The sequence below is a fragment of the Caballeronia sp. ATUFL_F1_KS39 genome (assembly GCF_023630985.1).
Classification (GTDB): domain Bacteria; phylum Pseudomonadota; class Gammaproteobacteria; order Burkholderiales; family Burkholderiaceae; genus Caballeronia; species Caballeronia zhejiangensis.
The window spans coordinates 92,812-115,225 of the sequence record NZ_JALQDZ010000045.1 but is presented as its reverse complement, the minus strand read 5'-3'; the positions used below and the strand labels follow the sequence as shown (position 1 = coordinate 115,225).

Annotated in this window: 20 protein-coding genes; 10 read left to right on the top strand and 10 right to left on the bottom strand. The window is 64.9% G+C overall.

The features are described from left to right. Position 1 precedes the first annotated feature (1 nt). Positions 2-712 carry a GntR family transcriptional regulator gene (locus NCR93_RS24230; protein WP_008347350.1) on the bottom strand — a complete coding sequence of 237 codons (711 nt, stop codon included), beginning with the start codon at positions 710-712 and terminating at the stop codon, positions 2-4. 171 nt (positions 713-883) lie between these two features. Between NCR93_RS24230 and NCR93_RS24225 the strand changes: the two genes are divergently transcribed. Together NCR93_RS24225 and NCR93_RS24220 are read left to right on the top strand one after the other, a co-directional pair. Continuing rightward, a complete protein-coding gene (locus NCR93_RS24225) occupies positions 884-1,792 on the top strand; it encodes a TauD/TfdA dioxygenase family protein (RefSeq protein WP_250532294.1) in 909 nt (302 codons plus the stop codon). A 26-nt stretch (positions 1,793-1,818) separates the two neighbouring features. Next, positions 1,819-3,246 (top strand): aldehyde dehydrogenase family protein, encoded by a 1,428-nt coding sequence (locus NCR93_RS24220; RefSeq protein WP_175982023.1) that lies wholly within the window; start codon positions 1,819-1,821, stop codon positions 3,244-3,246. A gap of 60 nt (positions 3,247-3,306) precedes the next feature. On the opposite strand, the gene NCR93_RS24215 is transcribed toward NCR93_RS24220, so the two are convergent. Together NCR93_RS24215 and NCR93_RS24210 are read right to left on the bottom strand one after the other, a co-directional pair. Continuing rightward, on the bottom strand, positions 3,307-3,675 hold the full coding sequence (locus tag NCR93_RS24215) for a BON domain-containing protein (protein ID WP_239294986.1): 369 nt from the start codon (positions 3,673-3,675) through the stop codon (positions 3,307-3,309). A 106-nt stretch (positions 3,676-3,781) separates the two neighbouring features. After that, on the bottom strand, positions 3,782-4,894 hold the full coding sequence (locus NCR93_RS24210) for a porin (RefSeq protein WP_175982025.1): 1,113 nt from the start codon (positions 4,892-4,894) through the stop codon (positions 3,782-3,784). A gap of 296 nt (positions 4,895-5,190) precedes the next feature. On the opposite strand from NCR93_RS24210, the gene NCR93_RS24205 reads away from it, so the two are divergent. After that, on the top strand, positions 5,191-7,998 hold the full coding sequence (locus NCR93_RS24205) for a winged helix-turn-helix domain-containing protein (protein ID WP_175982027.1): 2,808 nt from the start codon (positions 5,191-5,193) through the stop codon (positions 7,996-7,998). Between the two features lie 17 nt (positions 7,999-8,015). Here NCR93_RS24205 and NCR93_RS24200 read toward each other — a convergent pair whose 3' ends face one another. The 6 genes from NCR93_RS24200 to NCR93_RS24175 are packed head-to-tail and all read right to left on the bottom strand — an operon-like array spanning position 8,016 to position 13,669. After that, entirely contained in the window at positions 8,016-9,155 is a 1,140-nt protein-coding gene (locus tag NCR93_RS24200; protein ID WP_008347336.1) for an acyl-CoA dehydrogenase family protein, read from the bottom strand. An 8-nt stretch (positions 9,156-9,163) separates the two neighbouring features. Then, positions 9,164-10,357, bottom strand: a complete 1,194-nt coding sequence (locus tag NCR93_RS24195; protein WP_175982029.1) for an acyl-CoA dehydrogenase family protein — start codon at positions 10,355-10,357, stop codon at positions 9,164-9,166. Between the two features lie 59 nt (positions 10,358-10,416). Next, entirely contained in the window at positions 10,417-11,205 is a 789-nt protein-coding gene (locus tag NCR93_RS24190) for a citryl-CoA lyase (protein ID WP_175982031.1), read from the bottom strand. Between the two features lie 9 nt (positions 11,206-11,214). Then, positions 11,215-11,718: a MaoC family dehydratase gene (locus NCR93_RS24185; protein WP_008347330.1), complete on the bottom strand. Its 504-nt coding sequence runs from the start codon at positions 11,716-11,718 to the stop codon at positions 11,215-11,217. Between the two features lie 7 nt (positions 11,719-11,725). Beyond that, entirely contained in the window at positions 11,726-12,874 is a 1,149-nt protein-coding gene (locus NCR93_RS24180) for an acyl-CoA dehydrogenase family protein (protein WP_008347329.1), read from the bottom strand. Positions 12,875-12,916: 42 nt separating this feature from the next. Next, entirely contained in the window at positions 12,917-13,669 is a 753-nt protein-coding gene (locus tag NCR93_RS24175; protein ID WP_033535894.1) for an SDR family NAD(P)-dependent oxidoreductase, read from the bottom strand. A 227-nt stretch (positions 13,670-13,896) separates the two neighbouring features. On the opposite strand from NCR93_RS24175, the gene NCR93_RS24170 reads away from it, so the two are divergent. From NCR93_RS24170 to NCR93_RS24140, 7 genes are all read left to right on the top strand, one after another. Continuing rightward, entirely contained in the window at positions 13,897-15,780 is a 1,884-nt protein-coding gene (locus tag NCR93_RS24170; protein WP_175982033.1) for a feruloyl-CoA synthase, read from the top strand. Between the two features lie 20 nt (positions 15,781-15,800). After that, positions 15,801-16,940: an acyl-CoA dehydrogenase family protein gene (locus NCR93_RS24165; RefSeq protein ID WP_175982035.1), complete on the top strand. Its 1,140-nt coding sequence runs from the start codon at positions 15,801-15,803 to the stop codon at positions 16,938-16,940. A 35-nt stretch (positions 16,941-16,975) separates the two neighbouring features. Beyond that, the gene (locus NCR93_RS24160; protein ID WP_008347320.1) at positions 16,976-18,163 is read left to right on the top strand and encodes a lipid-transfer protein; all 1,188 of its coding nucleotides are present in this window, start codon (positions 16,976-16,978) and stop codon (positions 18,161-18,163) included. After that, entirely contained in the window at positions 18,163-18,600 is a 438-nt protein-coding gene (locus NCR93_RS24155; protein WP_008347319.1) for a MaoC family dehydratase N-terminal domain-containing protein, read from the top strand. Before NCR93_RS24160 ends, NCR93_RS24155 begins: the two co-directional genes overlap by 1 nt. A gap of 14 nt (positions 18,601-18,614) precedes the next feature. Then, complete coding sequence (locus tag NCR93_RS24150) at positions 18,615-19,031, top strand: MaoC family dehydratase (RefSeq protein ID WP_008347317.1); 417 nt, start codon at positions 18,615-18,617, stop codon at positions 19,029-19,031. A gap of 22 nt (positions 19,032-19,053) precedes the next feature. Then, positions 19,054-19,875, top strand: a complete 822-nt coding sequence (locus NCR93_RS24145; protein WP_008347316.1) for an SDR family NAD(P)-dependent oxidoreductase — start codon at positions 19,054-19,056, stop codon at positions 19,873-19,875. 334 nt (positions 19,876-20,209) lie between these two features. Then, entirely contained in the window at positions 20,210-21,193 is a 984-nt protein-coding gene (locus NCR93_RS24140) for a glycosyltransferase family 2 protein (protein WP_250532293.1), read from the top strand. Positions 21,194-21,238: 45 nt separating this feature from the next. On the opposite strand, the gene NCR93_RS24135 is transcribed toward NCR93_RS24140, so the two are convergent. After that, on the bottom strand, positions 21,239-22,399 hold the full coding sequence (locus tag NCR93_RS24135) for a CaiB/BaiF CoA transferase family protein (RefSeq protein WP_175982038.1): 1,161 nt from the start codon (positions 22,397-22,399) through the stop codon (positions 21,239-21,241). Positions 22,400-22,414 lie beyond the last annotated feature (15 nt).

The window sequence follows — 22,414 nt, the reverse complement described above, 5'->3', positions numbered from 1 at the left end:
GCTAGCGCGACACCTTCGCCTTGTACGCGAAGCGGTCGCCGCGAAACAGCAGTTCGGCGCAGCACAGCGCCTTGCCCTGAATGTCGAAAGGCGTGCACCGGACGCGCAGAAGCGGCGCGCCCGGATCCACCTTCAGCCGCCGCGCGTGCTCTTTCGTGGCGGCGATCGCGGCGCTCTCGGTTTCCAAATGCTTCAGCCGATAACCGAGGCGTTCTTCGAGAATGCTCGTGACGTCGTTCGTTTCGAGGTCTTCGGCGACGAGTGCGTCCATGAGCGCCGGGTCGGCCATCACCATGAACATGGCGACAGGCGCGGCGTCCCACAGACGCAAGGTCGTCGCGCAGACGAGCGTGTCGCCTTCGCTTAAGCCGAGCGCTTCCATCGCGAACGGCGGCGGCGTGATCGTCCGCACCGACAGCAGTTCGCCGTTGGCCGTCTGGCCGCGCTTGCGCGCCGCTTCGTAGAAACCGGTCAGTTGTCCGAGATCCGAGCGCTCCGACGGACGCGTGACGAAACTTCCCTTCCCGTTGATCTTCTCGATCAACCCGCTCGCATGCAGCCCGGCGAGCGCCTGCCGGATCGTGATGCGGCTCGCGCCATATTGTTCGACGAGTTCCGCTTCCGACGGCAGCTTGACGCCCGGCGCGAGATCGTTGGCGATGATCTGCTGCCGCAACGCTTCTTCGATCTGCCTGAAACGAGTTTGTGTCATGGCGCCCTTTTATCTTGTCCGGTGGATCGAAACACTGACGGCGATTGTAGCTGTCATGACAGGCTACGGGTTTTAACCGGTACACCTGTTATGACAGGTTGTGCGACCATGCTCGCGAGCATCGCGGCTCGGGCGCCTGTTTTGGCGACGCCGCATCAACGGGAGATCGACATGCAGCAAGCCGGTTCGACCATCGAAGCACGCACTTCCGATTCGGCTCCAGGCGAAATCTGGCCGTTCACCGTCACGCAGGCCACGCCCGCGATCGGCGCTTACGTGAGCGACATCGACCTGCGCCAGCCGCTCGACGAGCCGACGTATCTCGCGCTGCGCCGCGCGCTGATCCGCTACAAGGTGCTGTTCTTCCGCGATCAGGACATTACGCCCGCGCAGCATGTCGCGCTCGGGCAGCGGTTCGGCAACCTGGAAGTGCATCCCGTCATCGCGCATCATCCCGATCATCCGGAGCTCGTCGTCTTCGACAAGTCCGACAAGAAGCGCGGCCGCGAAAACATCTATCACAGCGATGTTTCGTGGCGCGAAGTGCCGTCGATGGGCTCGATCCTGCGTTGCGTCGAATGTCCGCCAACCGGCGGCGACACCATCTGGGTGAACATGGCGCTCGCCTACGAGAACCTGCCCGCCGAAGTCAAAGCGCGTCTCGAGGGCCTCATCGCCGTGCACGATCTGATGCCGCTCTTCGGCTCGATGCTGCCGCCCGAACAGCGCATCACCGTGCGCGCGCAAAACCCGGCCGTCACGCATCCGGTGGTCCGCACGCATCCCGAATCCGGCGAGAAGCTGCTCTTCGTCAACGAGGCATTCACGACGCATTTCTCCAACTACGCGGAGATCGCGGGCTATCGCTTCGGCTTCGATCTCAAGCTGGCCGAAATGGACCTCCTTCACTATCTGTTCCGGCAAGCGGCCGCGCCGGAATATCAAGTGCGCCTGAAATGGGAGCCGCACACGATCGCCTTCTGGGACAACCGCGCCACGCAGCACTATGCCGTTCAGGACTACTATCCCGCCGCGCGCCGCATGATGCGCGCGACGATCATCGGTGAGCGCCCGGTCTGAGCGCGTCATCACGCAATGGAGAAACCGTGAAAGAGTTGAACAAGTTCTATATCGGCGGACGTTGGGTCGAGCCGGCCGCTGGCGCGCATTTCGCCGACATCGTCAATCCCGCGACGGAAGACGTCATCGGCCGCGTGGCGATGGGCACGAGCGCCGACGTCGACGCCGCGGTCGCAGCGGCGCGCGCCGCGTTTCCCGCGTGGTCGCGCACGAGCGTCGCGACGCGCGCGGCGTTGCTGAGCCGCGTCATGACGCTGTACAAGGAACGCATGGGCGCGCTCGCCGACGCGATCACCACGGAAATGGGCGCGCCCGCATGGCTCGCGCGCGAGAAGCAGGCGCCCGCCGGACTCGGCCAGTTTCACGGCACGCTGACCGCGCTGCAGGACTTCCCGTTCGTCGCCACGCGCGGACGCACGCAGATCGTGCGCGAGGCGATCGGCGTGGCGGCGCTCATCACGCCGTGGAACTGGCCGCTCAATCAGATCGCGGCGAAAGTCGCGCCCGCGCTTGCGGCGGGCTGCACCATCGTGTTGAAGCCATCGGAAATCACGCCGCTCGACGCCGAACTTTTCGCGCAGATTCTCCACGACGCGGGCGTGCCAGCCGGCGTGTTCAACATGATTTACGGCGATGGCGCCGACATCGGCGGGGCGCTCGCGAGCCATCGCGGTGTCGATATGGTGTCGATCACCGGATCGACGCGCGCGGGTGTCGATGTCGCGATGAAAGCGGCGCCGACCGTGAAGCGCGTCACGCAGGAGCTGGGCGGCAAGTCGCCGAACCTGATCCTCGACGACGCCGATCTGAAGAGCGCCGTATCGAACGGCGTGATCTTCTGCATGCTCAACTCCGGCCAGACGTGCATCGCGCCGACGCGCATGCTGGTGCCGAAGCGTCTGCACGACCACGCCGTTGCAATCGCTGCCGCGACCGCGAACGCGCTGACGGTCGGCGATCCGGCGCATCCCGATACCAAACTCGGCCCGATCTCGAATCGGCGTCAGTACGAGCGCGTGCAGCAGATGATCCAGCGCGGCATCGACGAAGGCGCGACGCTCGCAGCCGGCGGCCCCGGCCGGCCCGATACGCTCACGCGCGGCTTCTACGCGCGCCCGACCGTGTTCGCCAACGTGCGCAACGACATGAGCATTGCGCGCGAGGAAATTTTCGGTCCGGTCGTCGTGATGATTCCGTATTCGAGCGAAGACGAAGCCATCGACATCGCCAACGATACCGACTTCGGTCTCGCCGCCTACGTGTCGTCATCCGACGCGGCGCGCGCGCGTCGCGTCGCGGATCATCTGCGCGCGGGGGCGGTGATGCTCAACGGCGCGACGCTCGACCTGAACGCGCCTTTCGGCGGCTACAAGACATCCGGCAACGGTCGCGAGTTCGGCGAGCACGGTTTGTCCGAGTTCCTCGAAACGAAGTCGATCGCCGGCTGCGCGTAATGCAAACGCCCCGCGTCGGCGCAAACCGGCGCGGGGCCATGAAGGAACGTTCAAGCGCTATCAGAATGTCGAGAGCGTCAGCGTGTTGCGCACCGTTTTCACGCCCGGCACGCCCTGCGCCACGCGCGTCGCCTGCTCGATCTGCGCGACTTCGGGAACCCAGCCTTCGAGCAGCACGTCGCCGTCGGTGGCGCGCACAGTGATGCCGGCCGCGCGCATTCCCTTTGCGTCGGCGAGCGCGGTGAGGATCTTCCGGCGCAGCGCGCGATCCGCCGCTTTCGACGAAGTCTTGCCGCCATTCGCCGCTGATGCCATCGCCGGCGCGGACGCGCTCACGGGCGCCGACGCGCCGCTCTGCGCGTAGCCATAAAACGATGCGCTGACGGCGGCGACGCCGATCATCAGCTTTGCAGTTCGAAGTAATTTCATAGTGTGATTTGCCGCCATGTTTGTTGTAACGATGCTCGATGCGATGAATGCCGAACGGCGCACTCCGCCGCGCCCGCAGGTTCGGACGAAGCGCGCCCGCTGTCAATCAGAAGCGATGCGACATGCCGACGCCGACGAGCGTCTGATTCTCGCCCGCGGTCGTCGTGTAGCCGGGCCAGGCGGTCGTCGCGAGGCCGTTGTTCTTCATGAAGCCCGCGCGCGCATAAAGGGTCGTGCGCTTCGAGAGGCTATGATCCGCGCCGACCTGCACGCCCCAGGTGTTGTCATGCACGCCGCGCGCGAGGCGCTGAAAGCCGGCGATTTCGATGGCGTCGGCGGGCGTCGCCTGAATCGTCGCGCCGATTTCCGCGACGCTGAACGGATGCGCCGCGTTCAGCCGCGCCGCGACGGAACCCGCGGCCGGATTCTCCGGCTTGTGATACGTGTAGTTGGCCTGCAGATTCACGATGCCGATGCGATACGCGAGCGCCGCCGTGTAATGCTCGACGGACACCGTGTTCACCGCAGCCGGCAATCCCGGCAAGGTCTTCGATCCGGGATGCTGGAACTGATACGACACGCCTGCGTACAGCCCGTAACCGGAGTACGTGGCGGCCACATCGAGCATGTTGCCCGTGCTCTGCGGATACGGCTGCGTCACGGACGCCGCGAGCGCATACATGCCCCAAAGCTGGAATCCGCTGAGATTCGGCGACTTGTAGACGATCGCATTGCTCGAACGGCCGCCGCCCGTCTGCGTGGCGATCGTGTTTCGGTCGATGGAATTCGCCGATGCCGCGAGCGGCGAGAGCACTTCGTTCGCGCGAAACGGATCGGTCGGATAGAGCGACCAGAACGTCGGCTGATACTGCCGGCCGAACGTCAGCGAGCCGTACTTTTCGTGCGACAGGCCGACCCACGCCTGACGATAGAACATCACCGAGGAATCGGCGAAAGCGGTGCCGTTGTTGATGTTGAAGCCGCTCTCCAGCGTGAACACGGCCTTCAGGCCGCTGCCGAGATCTTCGCTGCCCTTCAGGCCGACCATCGAACCGCTGTTGCCGCCGCTTCGCATCGACCAGGAATGCTGGCCGCCGTTGTCGTACCACTGAAAGAATGCGTCCGCGACGCCGTAAAGCGTGACGCTGGACTGGGCCGCCGCGCCGCTTGCCACGACCGCAAGGGCCGCACCGGCAACGCTCTTCCTGACGATACACATAGCTGTCTCCTCGTTATGGGTTTTTGGTCTCCCCGGCGCCTTTGTCCGATGCACGCGACGCACGCCGACGCCCCTCCGATCCCGTCCGATTCAGTGTTGCAGGGCGTCTTCCCGTCACCACTACCCGAATCGAGTAGGCGCGGGAATACCCCAGTTCGTTCGTCGAGCGAACCATTGCCGTACTCGGATAGTTCCCGCGCCGGACTACGCGTGTTCCCTAGCGGGCACGGCGCGTCGTGAACGCTAGAATCGCCGGCATCGGAGTTTTGTCCCACCTTGAAAGACGCAGGTGCTTGATGACTGAAACGATCCTCCTTCGCTATCCGAATCATTCCGATGACGACACCGCGCGGGCATCCGCGTCCGATCCGGCCTGCGCATCGCCGCGCATATCGACGCGCATCGTGGGCCGCGAGCGGCTCGTCGCGCAGCTCGTCGAAGCCCGGCGCAAGCGCTGCATCGTGATGCAAGGCCCGGCGGGCTACGGCAAGACGACCGCGCTCATCGCGTGGCGCGAGGCGCTTTATCCGCTCGCGTTTCAGGTCGCGTGGCTCACGCTGTCCGATGAAACCGACGACCTCGCCCGGTTCCTCGACGCACTGGCCGCGAGCCTCGCGCAAGTCGATCCGTCGATCGCCGGCGACGCCGCCCTGCTCGGCGGCCGCGGCCTCGACGACGAAGCGGTCGAACGCACGATCATCGCGCTGGTGCGCGGCATCGCGGGCCGTCAGGGCGATCTCGTGCTCGTGCTCGACGATCTGCATCGGCTGACGGATCGGCGCTGTCATCAATCGCTGCAATGGCTGCTCGATTACGCGCCGCCGAATCTGCATGTCGCGATCGCGTCGCGCGGCGCGATTCCGCTGTCCGTCGGCCGCATTCGCGACGAAGGTCTGCTGCTCGAACTCGACATGCGCGATCTGCGCTTTTCGATGGCGGAATCGTTCGCGTTTCTCAAATCGCAGCTTCGCGACATCGCCCCGCGCGACGCGCGCCGCATGCACGAAATGACCGATGGCTGGATCGCCGGGCTGCAGCTGATGGTGGTCGGCGCGAAGCGCGGGAACGTCGCGCCGAAGCAGCTCGCGCTCGATGAAGCGTTCGCGGACGCTCCGCTGCTCGACATCCACACGTTCGCGGAGTATTTCGGACGCGAAGTGCTGTCGCGGCTCGCCGCGAGCGAATGCGAGCTGCTCATGCGGATGGCCGTGTGCGAGCGGCTCTGCGCGCCCTTGTGCGTCGCGCTGATCGGCCGCGCGGATCATCCCGACAGCGTGCTCAAGCTGCTCGCCCGTCTGGAAAGCGACAATCTCTTTCTCGCGCCCGCCGGTCAGGATGCACGCAATGTGTGGTATCGCCTGAATCCGCTCTTTCGCGAGACCTTGCTGGAGCGCTTTCGCGCACGCAGCGAGGCGCAGCAGCGGCAAGTGCATCACACGGCATGGCAGTGGTTCCGCGAGCACGATTACGCCGATGAAGCCGTGCGTCACGCCGTGCTCGCCGGCGAACCCGCCGCCGCCGCCGATCTCGTCGCGCAGATCGCGCGCGCCCTGCAGCCGCGCGGCGAACTGCGCCGGATCGTCGCGCTGATGCGTCTCTTGCCGCAAGCCGAGATTCAGGCGCGCGTCGGGCTGCGGCTCTGGATGATCCATCTGCATCTCTACAATCGCGAGTTCGACGCTTGCGCGAGCGAGATCGAACGGCTGCGCGCCGATCTCGCGCACGACGACACGCACTCGCGCTATCGCGTAACGCTGCTGGAAGCCGCGCTCGCGGTCCAGCGCGACGATCTCGACGCCGCCTGCACACTGCTGCCGCAGCTGCGCACGCTGCCGGACGACGCGCAAGGCATCACCATCGGCGCGCACAACAATCTGCTGACCTGGGCGCATACGCTGCGCGGCGAATTCGACGAAGCGCGCCGCGCGCAGACCGACCGCGCGCCCGTGCTCGCGGACGGCACGCCGCTCATGAGCACGTCGGCGGGCGTGCTGAGCGGGCGCGCGCTCGTGGGTTTCGGTCATCTGCTGGAAGGCGATCTGCTGCGCACCGAGCGCGTGTGCCGCGACGTGCTCCACGAGGCCGAACCGCGGGGCAGCGCCGCGGCGGAGGCGTCCGCGCTCGCCGCCGCGCTGCTCGGCGAAGTGCTCTACGAATCCGGCGATGCCGATCAGGCGTGCAAGCTGCTCGAAGAACGTCTCGACGTCATCGAGCGCGTGTCGTTTCCGGATGCGGTGACGAGCGTGCTCACGGTGCTGTCGTCATCGCGCTGGCTCGCGGGTCATCGGCTCGATGCGATCGCGTGTCTCGATCGGCTCGAGGATTACGCCGCGAAGCACGATCTGCGGCGCGCGCTCGCGCATTGCGTCGCGCAGCGCGTCCGGCGCGACTTGCAGGGCGGCCAGTTCGACGCCGCGCACGCGGGCCTCGCGCGGCTCGACGAACTGACCGCGCGCGCCGGCTCGCTCGCGCACGCGGCCGATTTCCGCTTCGTCGCGCAGCAGGCGCACATCGACTGGCGCATGGCGCACGAGGATCACGACGCGGCGGCGCATGCGCTCGCGCCGCTCATCGAACTGTGCCGGGCGCGCGGCTGGCAGCGACGCACCGTGTCTCTGGAAGTGCGCAGGGCTGTCACGGCGCACGTTCGCGGCGACGCGGATTCGGCGCGCCAGGTCATGCTGGACGCCGTGCGCCACGGACATCGCCTGGGCCTCGTGCGCACGCTGCTCGATGCGCATCCCGCCGCGCTGGATCTGATCGGCGCCGCCGTCCGAACCGAACCGCAGGGCGCGGTGTTGCAGTTCTACGCCGATCGTCTGCGCAGCGCGCAAGCGCGCGCGACGGCGAAGCGGCCGGGCGCGCCAGGATCAGGCGTGCGCGCCGGCGAGGCGAAGGCGCCGGAAATCCTGAGCGTGCGGGAAACGAAGGTGTTGAGCCTGCTCGCGCAGGCGTTGCCGAACAAGAAGATCGCCCGGACGATGGGCATATCGCCCGAGACGGTCAAATGGCATCTGAAGAACATCTACAGCAAGCTCGGCGTGTCGAGCCGCGACGAAGCCGTCGCGCGCTCGCGGGACCTCGCGCTGAACGACGGCGCGTGATCCCGGACGCGCGCGTCTCACGCGGCGCGCGCGCGTGCCTCCGGCTCGATCGGCAGATTCGCCAGCACGTCGGCGTGAAATTCGGCATCGCCCAGACGTAGCGACGCCACCATCAGCGACTTGAAGTAATCGCCGACAGCCAGTTCCGCCGTAACGCCCATGCCGCCGTGCAACTGCACGGCCTGCTCGCCGACGAAACGCGCCGCGCGGCTCACGATCAGCTTCGCCGACGAAATCATGCGACGCCGCTCGATGACGCTCGGATGATCGATGGCCGATGCCGCCAGATGCGCCATCGACAACGCCAGTTCCTTTTGCACGGCCATGTCCGCGACGCGATGGCGCAACGCCTGAAAGCGCGCGAGCGGCTGGCCGAACTGCTTGCGCGTGCTCAGATATTCGGCCGTCATCTCGACGAGGCGTTCCAGCGCGCCCGCGCTCGCCGCGCACTGCGCCGCGATGCCGAGTTCGAGTGCGCTTTCGAGCATCGCTTCGCCGCGCGCGGCATCGCCGATGAGCGCGCTTTTCGGCACGCGCACCGCCTTCAGCGTGACTTGCGCATCGTGCGTGCCGTCGAGCGTCGGATAGGCGCGAATCGTCACGCCGGCAGCCGACGACGGCACGACGAACAGCGACATCGCCTGCGCCGACGCGTTCCACGCCGATACGATCAGCGATTGCGCGACGGCGCCATGCCATACGTGAACTTTCTCGCCGTCGAGCAGGAAGCCGTCGTCACGCGCTTCGGCTACCGTCGACGGACGCGCGAAGTCGTAGCGGGCACACGGCTCCTGATACGCGAGCGTCACGATCTCGCGGCCTTCGGCGATCGGCGGCAGCCACGCTTCGCGTTGCGCTTCGGTGGCGTATCGCTGAATCAGCCCGGCCGCCATGACCGCGCACGGAATGAGCGGCTCTGGCAAGCACGCGCGGCCCGCTTCGAACTGAATGGCGAATGTGTCCGTGGCTTGGCCATCGAAACCGCCGTGCTCGGAGCCGATCACGAGCCCCAGCACGCCGAATTCCGCGTAGGTTCGCCACGCGTCGCGGCTGAAACCGTTCGCCTTGCGGCGCGCCTCCAGCGGATAGCGCTCTTCCGTGAAGCGCCTCAGGCTGTCCGCGAGTTGGCGCTGTTCTTCGCTGTATGAAAAGTCCATGTCCGATCTCATCCCTCGATGACCGCTTTCGCAATGATTTCCTTCTGCACCTCGTTCGTGCCGCCGTAGATGGTCGGCTTGCGCATCTCCAGATAGAAGCTGCCGATGCTCGCGCCATGACCGGGATCGGGCGTCCATCCGTCGAAGCCGTCGGCGAGCCAGTCGGGCGAGAACGGCACCGCATTCGGCCCGGCGATATCGAGTTGCAGCGCCGACAACGACTGCTGCAGTTCGGACCCGCGAATCTTGAGGATCGACGATTCCACGCCCGCGCCGCGCTGACTCGCCTGCGACGCGACGCGCATCAGCAGCATTTCGAGCGCCAGCACTTCGGCCTCGATGCACGCGATCTTCTCGCGCACGCGCAAGTCGTCCGCGAGCGGCTTGCCGTGGCGGCGCTCGCGCTGCGCCAGCGCCTTCACGTAATTCAGCTCGCGTCTGCAATTGCCGATGCCCGCGATACCCGTGCGCTCGTGGCCGAGCAGGTATTTCGCGTAGGTCCAGCCGCAGTTCTCCTCGCCGACGAGGTTTTCGACGGGCACCTTTACTTCGTCGATGAAGACTTCGTTGACATCGGTGAGGCCTTCGAGCGTGCGGATCGGACGCACGGTGATGCCGGGGCTTTTCATGTCGATCAGCAGCAGCGAGATGCCGCTTTGCGGCTTCGCTTCGGGATCGGTCCGCACGAGACAGAACATCCAGTCGGCGTGCTGCGCGTAGGTCGTCCAGGTCTTTTGCCCGTTGACGATGTAATGGTCTCCGTCGCGCACCGCCCGTGTTTTCAGCGAGGCGAGATCCGAACCCGCGCCCGGTTCGGAATAGCCTTGACACCACCAGTCCTCGGCGGTCGGAATGCGCGGCAGGAAGCGCGCCTGCTGCGCCTTGCCCGCGAACTTCATCAGCACCGGGCCGATCATGTTGAGGCCGAATGGAAGCTGACGCGGCGCACCCGCGATGCCGCATTCGATATCGAACAGCAGCCGCTGCAACGCACTCCAGCCCGTGCCGCCGAACTCGGCCGGCCAGCCGGGCGCGCCCCAGCCATGCTGATACAGAATGCGCTGCCAGCGCACGAAGTCGTCGGCATCGAGGTGACGATGATTGAGCACTTTCTCTCGCAGATCCACGGGCAGGTTCTCTGCGAGAAAGCGGCGTACCTGGTCGCGGAACGCGAGATCCGCGCTTGAATAGCTGAGGTTCATGGCACTTCCTTCTGGAGGCGCCCCTTCGCGGAGCGCCTGAGTTAGCGTCGGCTGGCGGCTCAGCGCGTGCGTGAGCGCGCCGGAATTTCGTTGCGCTCGTCCTGCGTCAACACAAGATCCCAGATTTGCTGCGCGACCGGGTTCTGACGCTCCTCGTACAGATGCGCGATGAGCCCCGCCGCGCGCCCGACGAGCATGAAGCCGCGCGCGAGCAGCGGATCGAGCGACATGTCCGCGACGATCGCACCGATCGCGCCCACGGCGTTGAGCGGCAGGTTCTTGCCGTGCTCGTCGCGCAGCACGCGCTCGATCGCGAACACGAGCCGCCAGTGCTTGCCGAAATAGCCGTTGTCGCGCGATGCCTGCGCGAGCGTCGCGACGCGCGGATCGCCGTGGATGTGGATCGGATGCCCGACGCCGTAGATCGGCTGCTTCGCTTCCTTCGCGCGCCGCACGGTCTCGCGCGCGCACGCGGTGATGTCGTCCTCGCTCGCGTCGTCGCGCAATTCGCGACCGGCCTTGATAAGCATCTCCGCCGCGTTCTGCGTCGTGCCGAGAAAGACGCTGCCCGCGCCGAGGAGCCCAGCCGCGACCGCCGCCTGCATCGCCTCGGGCGCGCCGAGATACGTGAGACGCGCGCTCATCGCGGAAGGCGTCAGGCCGTGATCGCACGCCGTCACGAGAATGAGATTGACCATGCGCTTTTCGGGCTCGTCGGGCACGCGGTTCAGGATCGTCAACATCATCGTTTCGACGAAGTCGAGTTTGCCCAGAATGTCCTTCGACAGATCCTTGCCGCGCACGGTGATCCTGTCGATCGTCGTGTAGCCGATTTCGGTGCTGACCATGCTGTCTCCTTATGAATCGTTCTGCGCGCGGCGCAGGACCATCATGCGTACGTCGCATTCGCAGACGGTCTCGCCGCGCTGATTGACCGCCACACGCCTGAAATCGACGATGCCGCGCGCCGGGTTCGACGTCTCGCGCCTGTCGCTGATTTCGATACGCGCCTTGATCGTGTCGCCGATGAGCGTCGGCTTCGGAAAGCGGATGCGCGTCTCCAGCATGCCGATCAGCGACGGCTCGAGCAGTTGATTGACCACCGTGCGCGTGTTCAGTCCCGACACGATCGACGCGACGAGCATGCCGTGCGCGATGCGCGCGCCCCACGGCGTGCTCGCGGCGTACTCGGCATCGACGTGCACGCGGTTGTAATCGGCGGAAAGCGCGGCGAAGCTCACGACGTCCGCTTCGGTCACGGTGCGGCTCGCCGTTTCGAACGAGAAGCCCGGCTCCAGGTCTTCCCAGTAGTAGCGCGCGGTGTGGAGGTCGCGCGGCGCGAGCATGTTTTCCTGGTTCATGCGCGCCTCACACGATGGCCGACATGCCGAGCACTTCGCGCCCGACGATCAGCGTCTGCACTTCGGCGGTGCCTTCGGGAATGGTGCCGCCGCTCGTGTCGCGGAATATGCGCTCCAGCGGATACTCCGTCGAATAGCCGATGCCGCCGTGCACGCCGATCGCGATCTTCGCCACTTCATGCGCCGCTTCGGCGGCATAGAGCTTCGCGATCGAGCATTCGATGCGCGCGGGCAAACCCTTCTGCAACGCGACGGCCGCCTTGTAGCCGAGCGCGCGCGCAGCTTCGGTGCGCACCATCATGTCGACGATATGCTTCTGCACGAGCTGGAACTGGCCGATCGGCTTGCCGAACTGCTTGCGCGTCTTCGCGTATTCGACGGACAGATCGAGCGCCGCCTGCGCCGCGCCGACCGCGCCCATCGCAATATTCATGCGGCCGTAGTTCAGTCCGATCGCCATCACCTTGAGGGCGCCGCCTTCCGCGCCGAGCAGGTTTTCCTTCGGAATGCGCAGATCGTTGAGAAACAGCTCGGACGTGCCCGACGCCTTCAGCACCATCTTGTCGACGAGCCGCGCCTCGACGGGCGTCTGCGACTTGTCGACCAGAAAGAGCGAGTGGCCGCCGTCGCACGTCTTGCTGTGCGTGCGCGCGAGCACGATGACGTAATCGGCCGCGACGCCGTTCGTGATCCACAGCTTCGTGCCGTTGAGCACGTAGTGATCGCCGCGATCTTCGGCGCGCGTTTCGATGCCCGCCGGATTCGAGCCGTGATTCGGCTCGCTGAACGCGACGCACGCGCCCTTTTGCGACGCGAGCACGGGCGCGAGAAAACGCGCCTTCTGCTCGTCGTTGCCCTGATGCGAAACGAGGCGGCAGAACACGTTCGTGATATTGACAATGGTGCGCAGGGAGCCCCAGAAATAACCGCATTCCTCGAGCATCATCGCCCAGGTGACGAAATCGAGGCCCATGCCGCCGTCTTCTTCCGGCAGCAGGCCGCCGATATAGCCGAACTGGCTCACGCCCGCGAGCAGGTCGAGCGGAATGCGCCGCGCCTTCTCGCATTCGTCGATGCGCGCCACGACTTCATTGCGCATATAACGGCGGATGCTGTCGCGCAGCGCGACCTGATCCGCGTCGAAATCAAAATCCATGTGCCACCTGCGTCTTCGAATGATGGGTAAATGAATGCGCGTTCAGGACGAGAAGCGCCCGCCCGTGACGTACAGCGTGACGCCGGAGATGTAGCGCGCGCGCTCCGACGCGATGAACGCAACCGCCGACGCGATGTCGCCGGGCATGCCGAGAAAGCCGACCGGCGTTTTCGCGATCGCCGAGTCGCGCAGCGTTTCGTACGTGGGATTGGCGCGCATCAGTTCGGTCTCGACGAAGCCCGGCGCGACCGCGTTCACGGTGATGCCGAACTTCGCCTGTTCGAGCGCGAGCGCGCGCGTGAAACCGATCAGGCCAAGTTTGGCGGCGCTGTAGTTGGTTTGCCCCGGATTGCCGAACACGGAGCGCGAAGAGATGTTCACGATGCGCCCCCACTTGCGCGCCATCATGCCGGGCAACACCGCGCGGCTGCTGTGAAACGCGCCTTTCAGGATCACGTCGACGACGGAGTCCCATTCGGGCTCGGTCATCTTCGTCAGATAGCGGTCCTTGTTGAAGCCCGCGTTGTTCACGAGGATGTCGACGCCGCCGAAGGCTTCGTCCGCCGCGTTCGCGACGTGCCGCACTTCGTCCTCGCTGCATACGTCGCAGCGCACCGCGATCGCCTGCGCGCCGCTCTTTTGCAGGCCGCTTGCGACTTCGTCTGCGGCGGCGGCGTCGATATCGGACACGACGATGCGCGCGCCTTCCGCCGCCAGCATGCGCGCGACCTCCGCTCCAATGCCGCGTCCGCTGCCCGTGACGAGCGCGACCTTCCCGGCGATACCCAGATCCATGACGTCTCCCTTTGATTCGATGGCTTCACCGATGCGCGTTTTCAGCGACTTCGCGTTGTGCCGCATCGTGGAATGAAGATACGCTGCGGCGCCACAGGAGCCGCCACCCACCTCGGGTGGTCGCCGCCTTGCGCGCAAGCCGTATGCTTCTGAAAAGTGCAGAGCGCTCGCATCAGGCACCCAAGCCCGATCGGAAAGAAGCCAAACATGCTCAGGAGACAGGCGTAATGAGTACGTTAGAAGCAAGCGACGCGACGAAGCCGCGATATCGTCCCGTGCGGTTTCCGCAACGCCGCACGCTCGTGGAGCGCCGCGCCGACGGCACGCTGATTCTTCGCTGCGACCGTCCGTTGCCGGACATCGCGCAGCGTTCCTTCGCCGATTTCATTCCGCTCTGGGCCGCCGAACGCGGCGACACGCCCGCCTTCTGCGAGCGCGGCGAAGACGGCGCGTGGCGCGCGTTGAGCTGGAGCGAACTGTGGCGGCAAGTCCGCACGGTCGGCGCCGCGCTGCTCGAAATGGGCCTCGGCGCGGAACGTCCGCTGATGCTGCTGTCCGGCAACTCGATCGAACAGGCTGTCGTGCTGCTCGCCGCCGAATACGCGGGCATTCCGAGCGCGCCCATTTCGCCCACTTATGCGCTGCTCAGCAAGGACTTCGCGCGACTCAAGGCGATTTGCGAACGCGTGCCGCCCGGCGCGGTGTTCGTGCAGGAAACCGGTCCGTTCGCGCGGGCGCTCGCGGCGCTGCCGCTGAACGGCGCGCCTGTCATCGCAGTGAAACAGGCGCTGGCAGGACACATCGCATGGGACGCGTTGACCGCTCTTCCGCTATCGGACGCGCGGCTGCAAACGGTCGAGCAAGCGCATGCGGCCATCCAAAACGACGACACCGCGCGCGTGCTCTTCACCTCCGGCTCGACCGGCGCACCGAAGGGCGTGCGCCTCACGTACCGCAATCTCGGCGCGGTGGCGGCCTACTATTCGGACAATCTCGCGTGGCTGCGCGAATCGCAGCCCGTGTTCCTCGACTGGCTGCCGTGGCATCACGGCCTGGGCGGCGTGCTTCATCTCGGGCGCGCGATCCAGTTCGGCGCGACGCATTACATCGACGATGGCCGGCCGCTTCCCGGCATGATCGAGCGCACGCTGCGCAATCTTCGCGACGTCGCGCCGACCATCTATACGAGCGTGCCGTCCGCCTGGGCCGCGCTGTCGAACGAACTCGAACGCGATCCGCTGCTCGCACAGAATCTCTTCGGCAAAGCCAGCTTCTTCGGATATGGCGGCGCGAGCATGCCGGTCGAAGTGTGGAACCGCATTCAGGCCGTAGCGGAGAAGACCATCGGCGAGCGCATGACGTTCTGCTCGGGGCTCGCGGCCACGGAAACGTCGGGAATGGGCACGTACTGCGGCTGGGCGACCGACACACCGGGCAATATCGGCACGCCGTCGCTCGGCACCGAAGTCAAGCTGCTGCCGCTTCCGGGCGGCGACGGACGCTATGAAATCCGCATGCGCGGCCCGAACGTGTTCGGCGGCTACATCGGCCAGCCGGATTTGACCGCCGCCGCTTTCGACGAAGAAGGCTTCTTCCGTTTCGGCGATGCCGTGCGCCTCGCCGATCCCGCCGATCCGGCGAGGGGCATGGAGTTCGCGGGCCGCACCGTCGAAGACTTCAAGCTCGCGAACGGCAGTTGGGTGCGCGTCGGCGCGTTGCGGCTCGCGCTCGTCGACTGCTGCGCGCCGCTCGTTTCCGACGCCGTGATCTGCGGTCACGACCGCGACTATCTCGCGGCGCTCGCCTGGCCGAACGTCGCGGCATGCCAGCGCCTCGCGCCCGAGCTCGCGTCGCTGGATGCGAAGTCGCTCATCGCGCATCCGCTCGTCATCGAAGCTTTGCGCGAACGGCTCGTGCGGCAAAAGCCCGCCGGCGCGACGCTCGTCATCGAACGGCTCATGCTGATGGCCGAACCGCCATCGCTCGATGCCAACGAAATCGCCGACAAAGGATACGTCAATCAGGCGACCACGCGCGCGCGCCGGGCGCATCTGATCGACGAGCTGTACGGGACCGAACCGGGCCAGCACATCGTCCGCGCGCGCCGATAACAAAACAAGAGGAGCTTGCAATGCACATCAATCGAACCGTCTTCAGAGACGATCACGAAATGCTTCGGACTACTGCGCGCAGATTCTTCGAGCGCGAATGCGTTCCGCGCCAGGCGCAATGGGACAAGGCCGGTTGCGTGGATCGTGAAACATGGCTCAAGGCCGGCAAGCAAGGGCTGCTGTGCACGTCGATTCCGTCGGAGTACGGCGGCGGCGGCGGCGACTTCGGGCACGTCGCCGTGCTCGTCGAAGAGATGGCGCACACGGGCGTGAGCGGACCGGGCTTTGGCGTGCACTCGGACATCGTCGCACCGTATATCGCGCGCATCGGCAATGAAGAGCAGAAGCAGAAATGGCTTCCCGCGATTTGCGCGGGCGAGCAGATTCTCGCGATCGCGATGACCGAGCCCGGCGTCGGCAGCGATCTCAAAGCCGTGCGAACCACCGCGCGGCGCGAAGGCAACGAGTACGTCATCAACGGCAGCAAGACCTTCATCACGAACGGTCTGAACTGCGATCTGATCGTGGTCGTCTGCACGACCGATCCGGCTGCGGGCGCGAAGGGCGTGAGCCTGATCGTCGTCGAAGCGACGCGCGAAGGCTTTCGCCGCGGCCGCAAGCTCGACAAGGTCGGATTGCACGCGCAGGACACCGCCGAACTCTTCTTCGACGACGTGCGCGTGCCCGTCGCGAACCGGCTCGGCGACGAAGGCAAGGGCTTCGCCTATCTGATGGCGGAATTGCCGCAGGAACGGCTCTCGATCGCGGTGAGCGCGGCGGCGCGTCTCGAAACCTGCCTGCAGCACACGATCGATTACGTGAAGGACCGTCGCGCGTTCGGACAGACCGTGTGGGACTTTCAGAACACCAAGTTCAAGCTCGCGGACATCAAGGCGCAGGCGATCGCGGTGCGTCTGATGATCGATCACTACATCGGCGAGCACACGCGCCGCCGGCTGACGCTCGAGGAATCCGCGATCGCCAAGCTCTATTCGACCGAAGCGCTCGGCAAGGCGCTCGACGAGATGGTGCAACTGCACGGCGGCTACGGCTACATGCTGGAGTATCCGGTGGCGCGCGCATTCGTCGACGCCCGTGTCTCGCGCATTTTCGGCGGCACCAGTGAAGTCATGCGAGACCTCATCTCGCGCAAGCTCTGAATCCATCGAATCCTCAATCACTGAAGGAGAAGCACATGAGTCGCAAGGTGTATGTCGCGGGCGTGGGAATGATTCCGTTCAAGAAGCCGGGTGCAAGCGAGACGTACGACGTGATGGGCGAAATCGCGATCCGCGATGCGCTCGCCGACGCCGGCCTCGACTTCAAGGCCATCCAGCAGGCTTACGCGGGTTATGTGTACGGCGATTCGACGTGCGGCCAGAAAGCGCTTTATCGCGTCGGCATGACGGGCATTCCGGTCATCAACGTCAACAACAACTGCGCGACGGGTTCGTCGGCGCTCTGGCTTGCGCGCCAGGCCGTGGAAAGCGGCGCGGTCGATTGCGCGCTCGCCTTCGGCTTCGAATTCATGCAGCCGGGACCGCTGCTGCCGAAATGGCCGGATCGCGCGGCGGCGCTCGAGCGTGCGATCAGCCTGACGAACGAACTCGTCGACAACACGGAAGTGCCCACGGCGATTCGCCAGTTCGCGGGCGCGGGCCAGGCGCACATGCGCAAGTACGGCACGAAGCTCGAAACGTTCGCCCGCATTCGCGCGAAGGCGAGCGAGCACGCGGCACGCAATCCGCTCGCGGTGTTCCGCAACGTCGTGACGACCGAAGACGTGATGAACGCGCCGATGCTCTGGGAAGGCGTGCTCACGCGCCTGATGGCCTGCCCGCCGACATGCGGCGGCGCGGCGGCGATCGTCGTGTCCGAGGCCTTCGCGCGCAAGCACGGCCTGCGCACCGACGTGCTGATCGCCGGCCAGTCGCTCGCCACCGATCTGCCGAGCACGTACGAAGCGCGCGACATGATCCGCGTCGTCGGCTTCGACATCACGCGCAACGCGGCGCAGCAGGCATACGAGCAGGCGGGCGTCGGTCCCGAAGACATCGACGTGATCGAACTGCACGACTGCTTCGCGCAGAACGAACTGCTGACCTACGAAGGACTCGGCCTGTGCAAGGAAGGCGAAGGCGAGCGCCTCGTCATGGATGGCGACAACACCTACGGCGGCAAATGGGTGACGAATCCGTCGGGCGGCCTGCTTTCCAAGGGGCATCCGCTCGGCGCGACGGGTCTCGCGCAATGCTACGAGCTGACGCATCAGTTGCGCGGCACGGCCGGCGACCGTCAGGTCAAGGACGCGAAGATCGCATTGCAGCACAACCTCGGGCTGGGCGGCGCGGGCGTCGTCACCATCTACAAGAAGACTGCGTAATGGCGATCGACAAACAACACATCGGCATGAAGTTGCCGGTCTATTCCGCGACGGCGGACGCGTGGCGTCTGCGCTTCTTCGCGAAGGCGATCGGCGAAACCAATCCGGTCTACTTCGACGAAGCCGCCGCTCACGACGCCGGTTATCCGGCGCTGCCGCTGCCGCCGACGTTCCTGTTCTCGCTCGAATTCGAGCAGCCGTCGACGGCGTGGCGCGAGGCGATCGGCATCGTCTCGTCGCGCATTCTCCACGGCGAGCAGTCGTTCACGTATCACCGCATGGCGTATGCGGGCGACGTGCTGCGCTTCGAGAGCCGCATCGCCGATATCTACGACAAGAAGAACGGCGCGCTGTGGTTCATCGTGCGCGAGACGCGTGTCACGAACCAGCGCGGCGAGCACGTTGCCGATCTGCGCAGCGTCGTCGTTCAGCGATAAGCGGGGAAATGCGAATGAGCACCATCAATTTCGATTCGATCCAGATCGGCGACAGCTTGCCGCCGCTCACCCTTCCGCCCGTCGACCGCACGATGCTCGCGCTGTTCGCGGGCGCATCGGGCGATCACAACGCCATTCACATCGACACCGACTATGCGCGGCGCGCCCGCGTGCCGGACGTGTTCGCGCACGGCATGTTGTCGATGGCCTGGCTCGGCCGGCTGTTGACGTCGTGGGTGGAGCAACGGCAGCTTCGTGCGTTCGGCGTGCGCTTTGTCGGCATCACGCAGCTCGGGCATGTCGTGACGTGCACGGGCAAGGTCACCGAAAAATTCGAAGCCGACGGCGAACGCCGCGTGCGGCTCGAGATCCAGACCGTCAATCAATATGGCGAACCGCGCGTGCTCGGCGACGCGGTGATCGCGCTCTGACTTCAATCATCAGGAAGACATCATGGGAAAGCTCGAAGGCAAAGTGGCATTGGTAACCGGCTCGGGACGCGGCATCGGTCAGGCGATCGCGATGAAGCTCGCGAGCGAAGGCGCGCGCCTCGTCATCAACGATCTCGATGCCGAACCCGCGCAGGAAACCGTGGAACTGCTGCGCAAGCAAGGCACGGAAGCGGTGGCGTGTGTCGGTAACGTATCCGCGCCGGATTTTGCGGACCGGTTCATCGGCACGGCGATGAATTCGTTCAAGGGCATCGACATCATCGTGAATAACGCTGGTTTCACCTGGGACGACGTCGTGCAGAAGATGACCGACGAGCAATGGTACGCGGTGCTCGATTGCCATCTGACCGCGCCGTTTCGCATCCTGCGCGCCGCGTATCCGCACATCAAGGCGCTGCACGCCGCCGACAAGGAAGCCGGACGCGACAATTACCGCAAGATCGTGAACATTTCGTCGACGTCCGCGCTGAACGGTAACGCCGGTCAGATGAACTACTCGTCGGCGAAAGCGGGCGTGATCGGGATGACGCGCGCGCTGGCGCGCGAATGGGGCCGCTTCAACGTGAACGTCAACGCCGTGGCTTTCGGGCTCATCCATACGCGCATGACCGTGAGCACGGAGCAGGCGCAGACCGTGAAGATCGACGGGCGCGACATCCGTGTCGGCCTCAACGCCGACATGCTGAAGACGCACGCACAGCGCAATCCGCTCGGTCGTGGCGGCACGCCGGAAGAAGCCGCGGGCGGCGTTTATCTGTTCTGCTCGCCCGAGTCGAATTACATTACCGGCCAGACGGTGGCGGTTGCGGGCAACTTGCAGTAGAGCGATCGATTTTCCTTGGAGTGGCTGCTTCTCTTTGGCACGTTCGGATAGAGCCGAACGTGCCTTTTTGCTTTTTATCGCCATGGGAACGCGATAAGTTTTCGAAGTCCATAATTGACCGCCTTCGCGTCAGCCCGGTCATTAATTCGTAAATAGCAGGAGAACTGAAGTATTAAGTTCCTGTTGAAACAAGATATAACAGGGAAAATCTGCTGAATTGCACCATGCACCGGTTTGGCAATAGTCAATGACCCTGATGCGTGCATGCGATGCACCAAGTAGAATCCCTAAGCCGTTCTACTGAAAAAGGTCTCGAAGCTGGGACTGACAATACATGCAAGCACCGCCAAAAATCAGTGTCCTGCTGCCCGTGTACAAAGTCGAGCCGTACATTGAAGAATGCCTCGACTCGCTATTGTCACAAACCTCCACCGACTTTGAGATTATTGCCGTCGACGACAGCAGTCCTGATCGATCCGGCGAAATGACTTCACGCATTCTGGAAAAGCAAAACAGAATATCGTGGAAACTCATCAAGAATCTCAAGAACAAAGGACTGGCCGAAACCCGCAAAATCGCCGCAATGGCGGCGCGTGGCGAATACGTTTTGTGCGTCGACAGTGACGATCACATTCATCACGACACCATTCGCCGTGTCATCCAGGAAGCCGACAAGCACAATGCGGACGTCGTGGTCTTCGCCGCCGAGAATCTGACGCCGGATGGCAAGGTCAATTACCGCATCGAGACGGGCGACGCCGTTATCAGCGGCATGCAGGCGGTCGAGAAAATCCTCGATTTGTCCTTGCAGGCGTATTGCTGCAACAAACTCGTGCGCCGTTCGATTTTTCTCGCCGTGGAACATCCGACCGGACTGATTTACGAGGATATCGTCGTCTCGGTCCAGACGCTCGGGAAGTCGAAAATCGTGCGGCTGATGCCCGATACCTTGTACGCGTATATGTATCGGGAAGCGGGAATTTCGACGCGCTTCAATCCGAAGATGGTGGATCTCTTTGCGATTGTCGATCGCGTGGAGAGACTAACGGCGTCGATGCCTATACCGAATTACCGGCGTCTGCTGTTCCGGTTGAAGTACATCTATGCGTATCGCACAATTGCGTTTCAGGCGGCGATGAAGGCGCCGACTTACGGTTCGGCGAAGCCGATTCTACGCAGCGTGTCGGAAAAGTTGCGCATGGCGCATTTGCTCGGCATGTATTCGGACAGTCGGCCGAAACTGTCGATCGTCATGGCGATGCTGAAGATTCATCCGTGGATTTTCTATTGCTTCGTCCGGCGATTCGGACAAAGGTAATCCTGCCACAGCGGCCGCGCTCCACGCGGCCGCTCGTCCCGCCGATCAATCTTCCGCGTTGAATCCCAATCCGCTCGCGCGCAAACGCGTCAGTTCCGCGTCGTTCAACCCCCAATCCCGAAGTGCATCGCGCCCGCCTTCGCCGCGTTGCGGCGCGGGGCGCGAGATCGCGGATGGCGTCGCGGAAAAGCGCGGCGCGGGCGCGGGCTGTACGACGCCATCGAACTCGACGAAGCTTCCGCGCGCCCGATGATGCGCGTGCGCCGGCGCTTCCGAGAAGCCGAGCACGGGCGCGACGCACGCATCGCTGCCATCGAACACGCGGCACCATTCGTCGCGCGTGCGCTCGGCAAATGCCGCCGTGAACCGCGCCTTCAGCACGGGCCATCCGGCGCGATCGTGCTGCGCTGGCAAACCCGCATCGGCGAGCCCGAGCTTCTGCAGCAGTTCCGCATAGAAGCGCGCCTCCACTGCACCGACCGACATGTAATGCCCGTCGCGGGTGCGATAGCTGTCGTACCACGGCGTGCCGCCATCGAGCAGATTGCTTTCGCGCGTCTCGCGCCAGTTGCCCGATGCGATCAAGCCCCAGACGGTCGTGCCGAGTTGCGCGGCGCCTTCGATCATCGCGGCATCGACGACCTGACCCGCGCCGCCGCGCTGCACGTTGAGAAGCGCCGCCACGACGCCGAGCGCGAGCAGCATGCCGCCGCCGCCATAATCGCCGACGAGGTTGAGCGGCGGCACCGGCGCTTCGCCCGCGCGGCCGATTCCCGACAACACGCCCGACAACGCGACGTAGTTCAGATCGTGCCCGGCGCTTTGCGCGAGCGGCCCCGTCTGTCCCCAACCGGTCATGCGTCCGTAGACGAGCTTCGAATTGCGCGCGAGCGCGGCGTCCGGGCCGAGGCCGAGACGCTCCATCGTGCCCGGACGGAATCCTTCGATGACGACATCCGCCTTCGACATCAGTTCGAGCGCGGCATCGGCCGATTCGCGCTTTTTCAGATCGAGCGTGACCGAGCGCCGGCCGCGCCCTGTCAGATTCTTGTGCTTGCCGCTGACCTTCGGACCGAGATCGCCGGGCGCGACGGCCCGATCGATACGCAGCACGTCCGCGCCCATATCGGCGAGCAACATGCAGCCGAACGGCGCAGGACCGATCGCCTCGAATTCCAGAACCTTTATCCCGCTCAATACGCCCATGACTGCCCGCCTCCG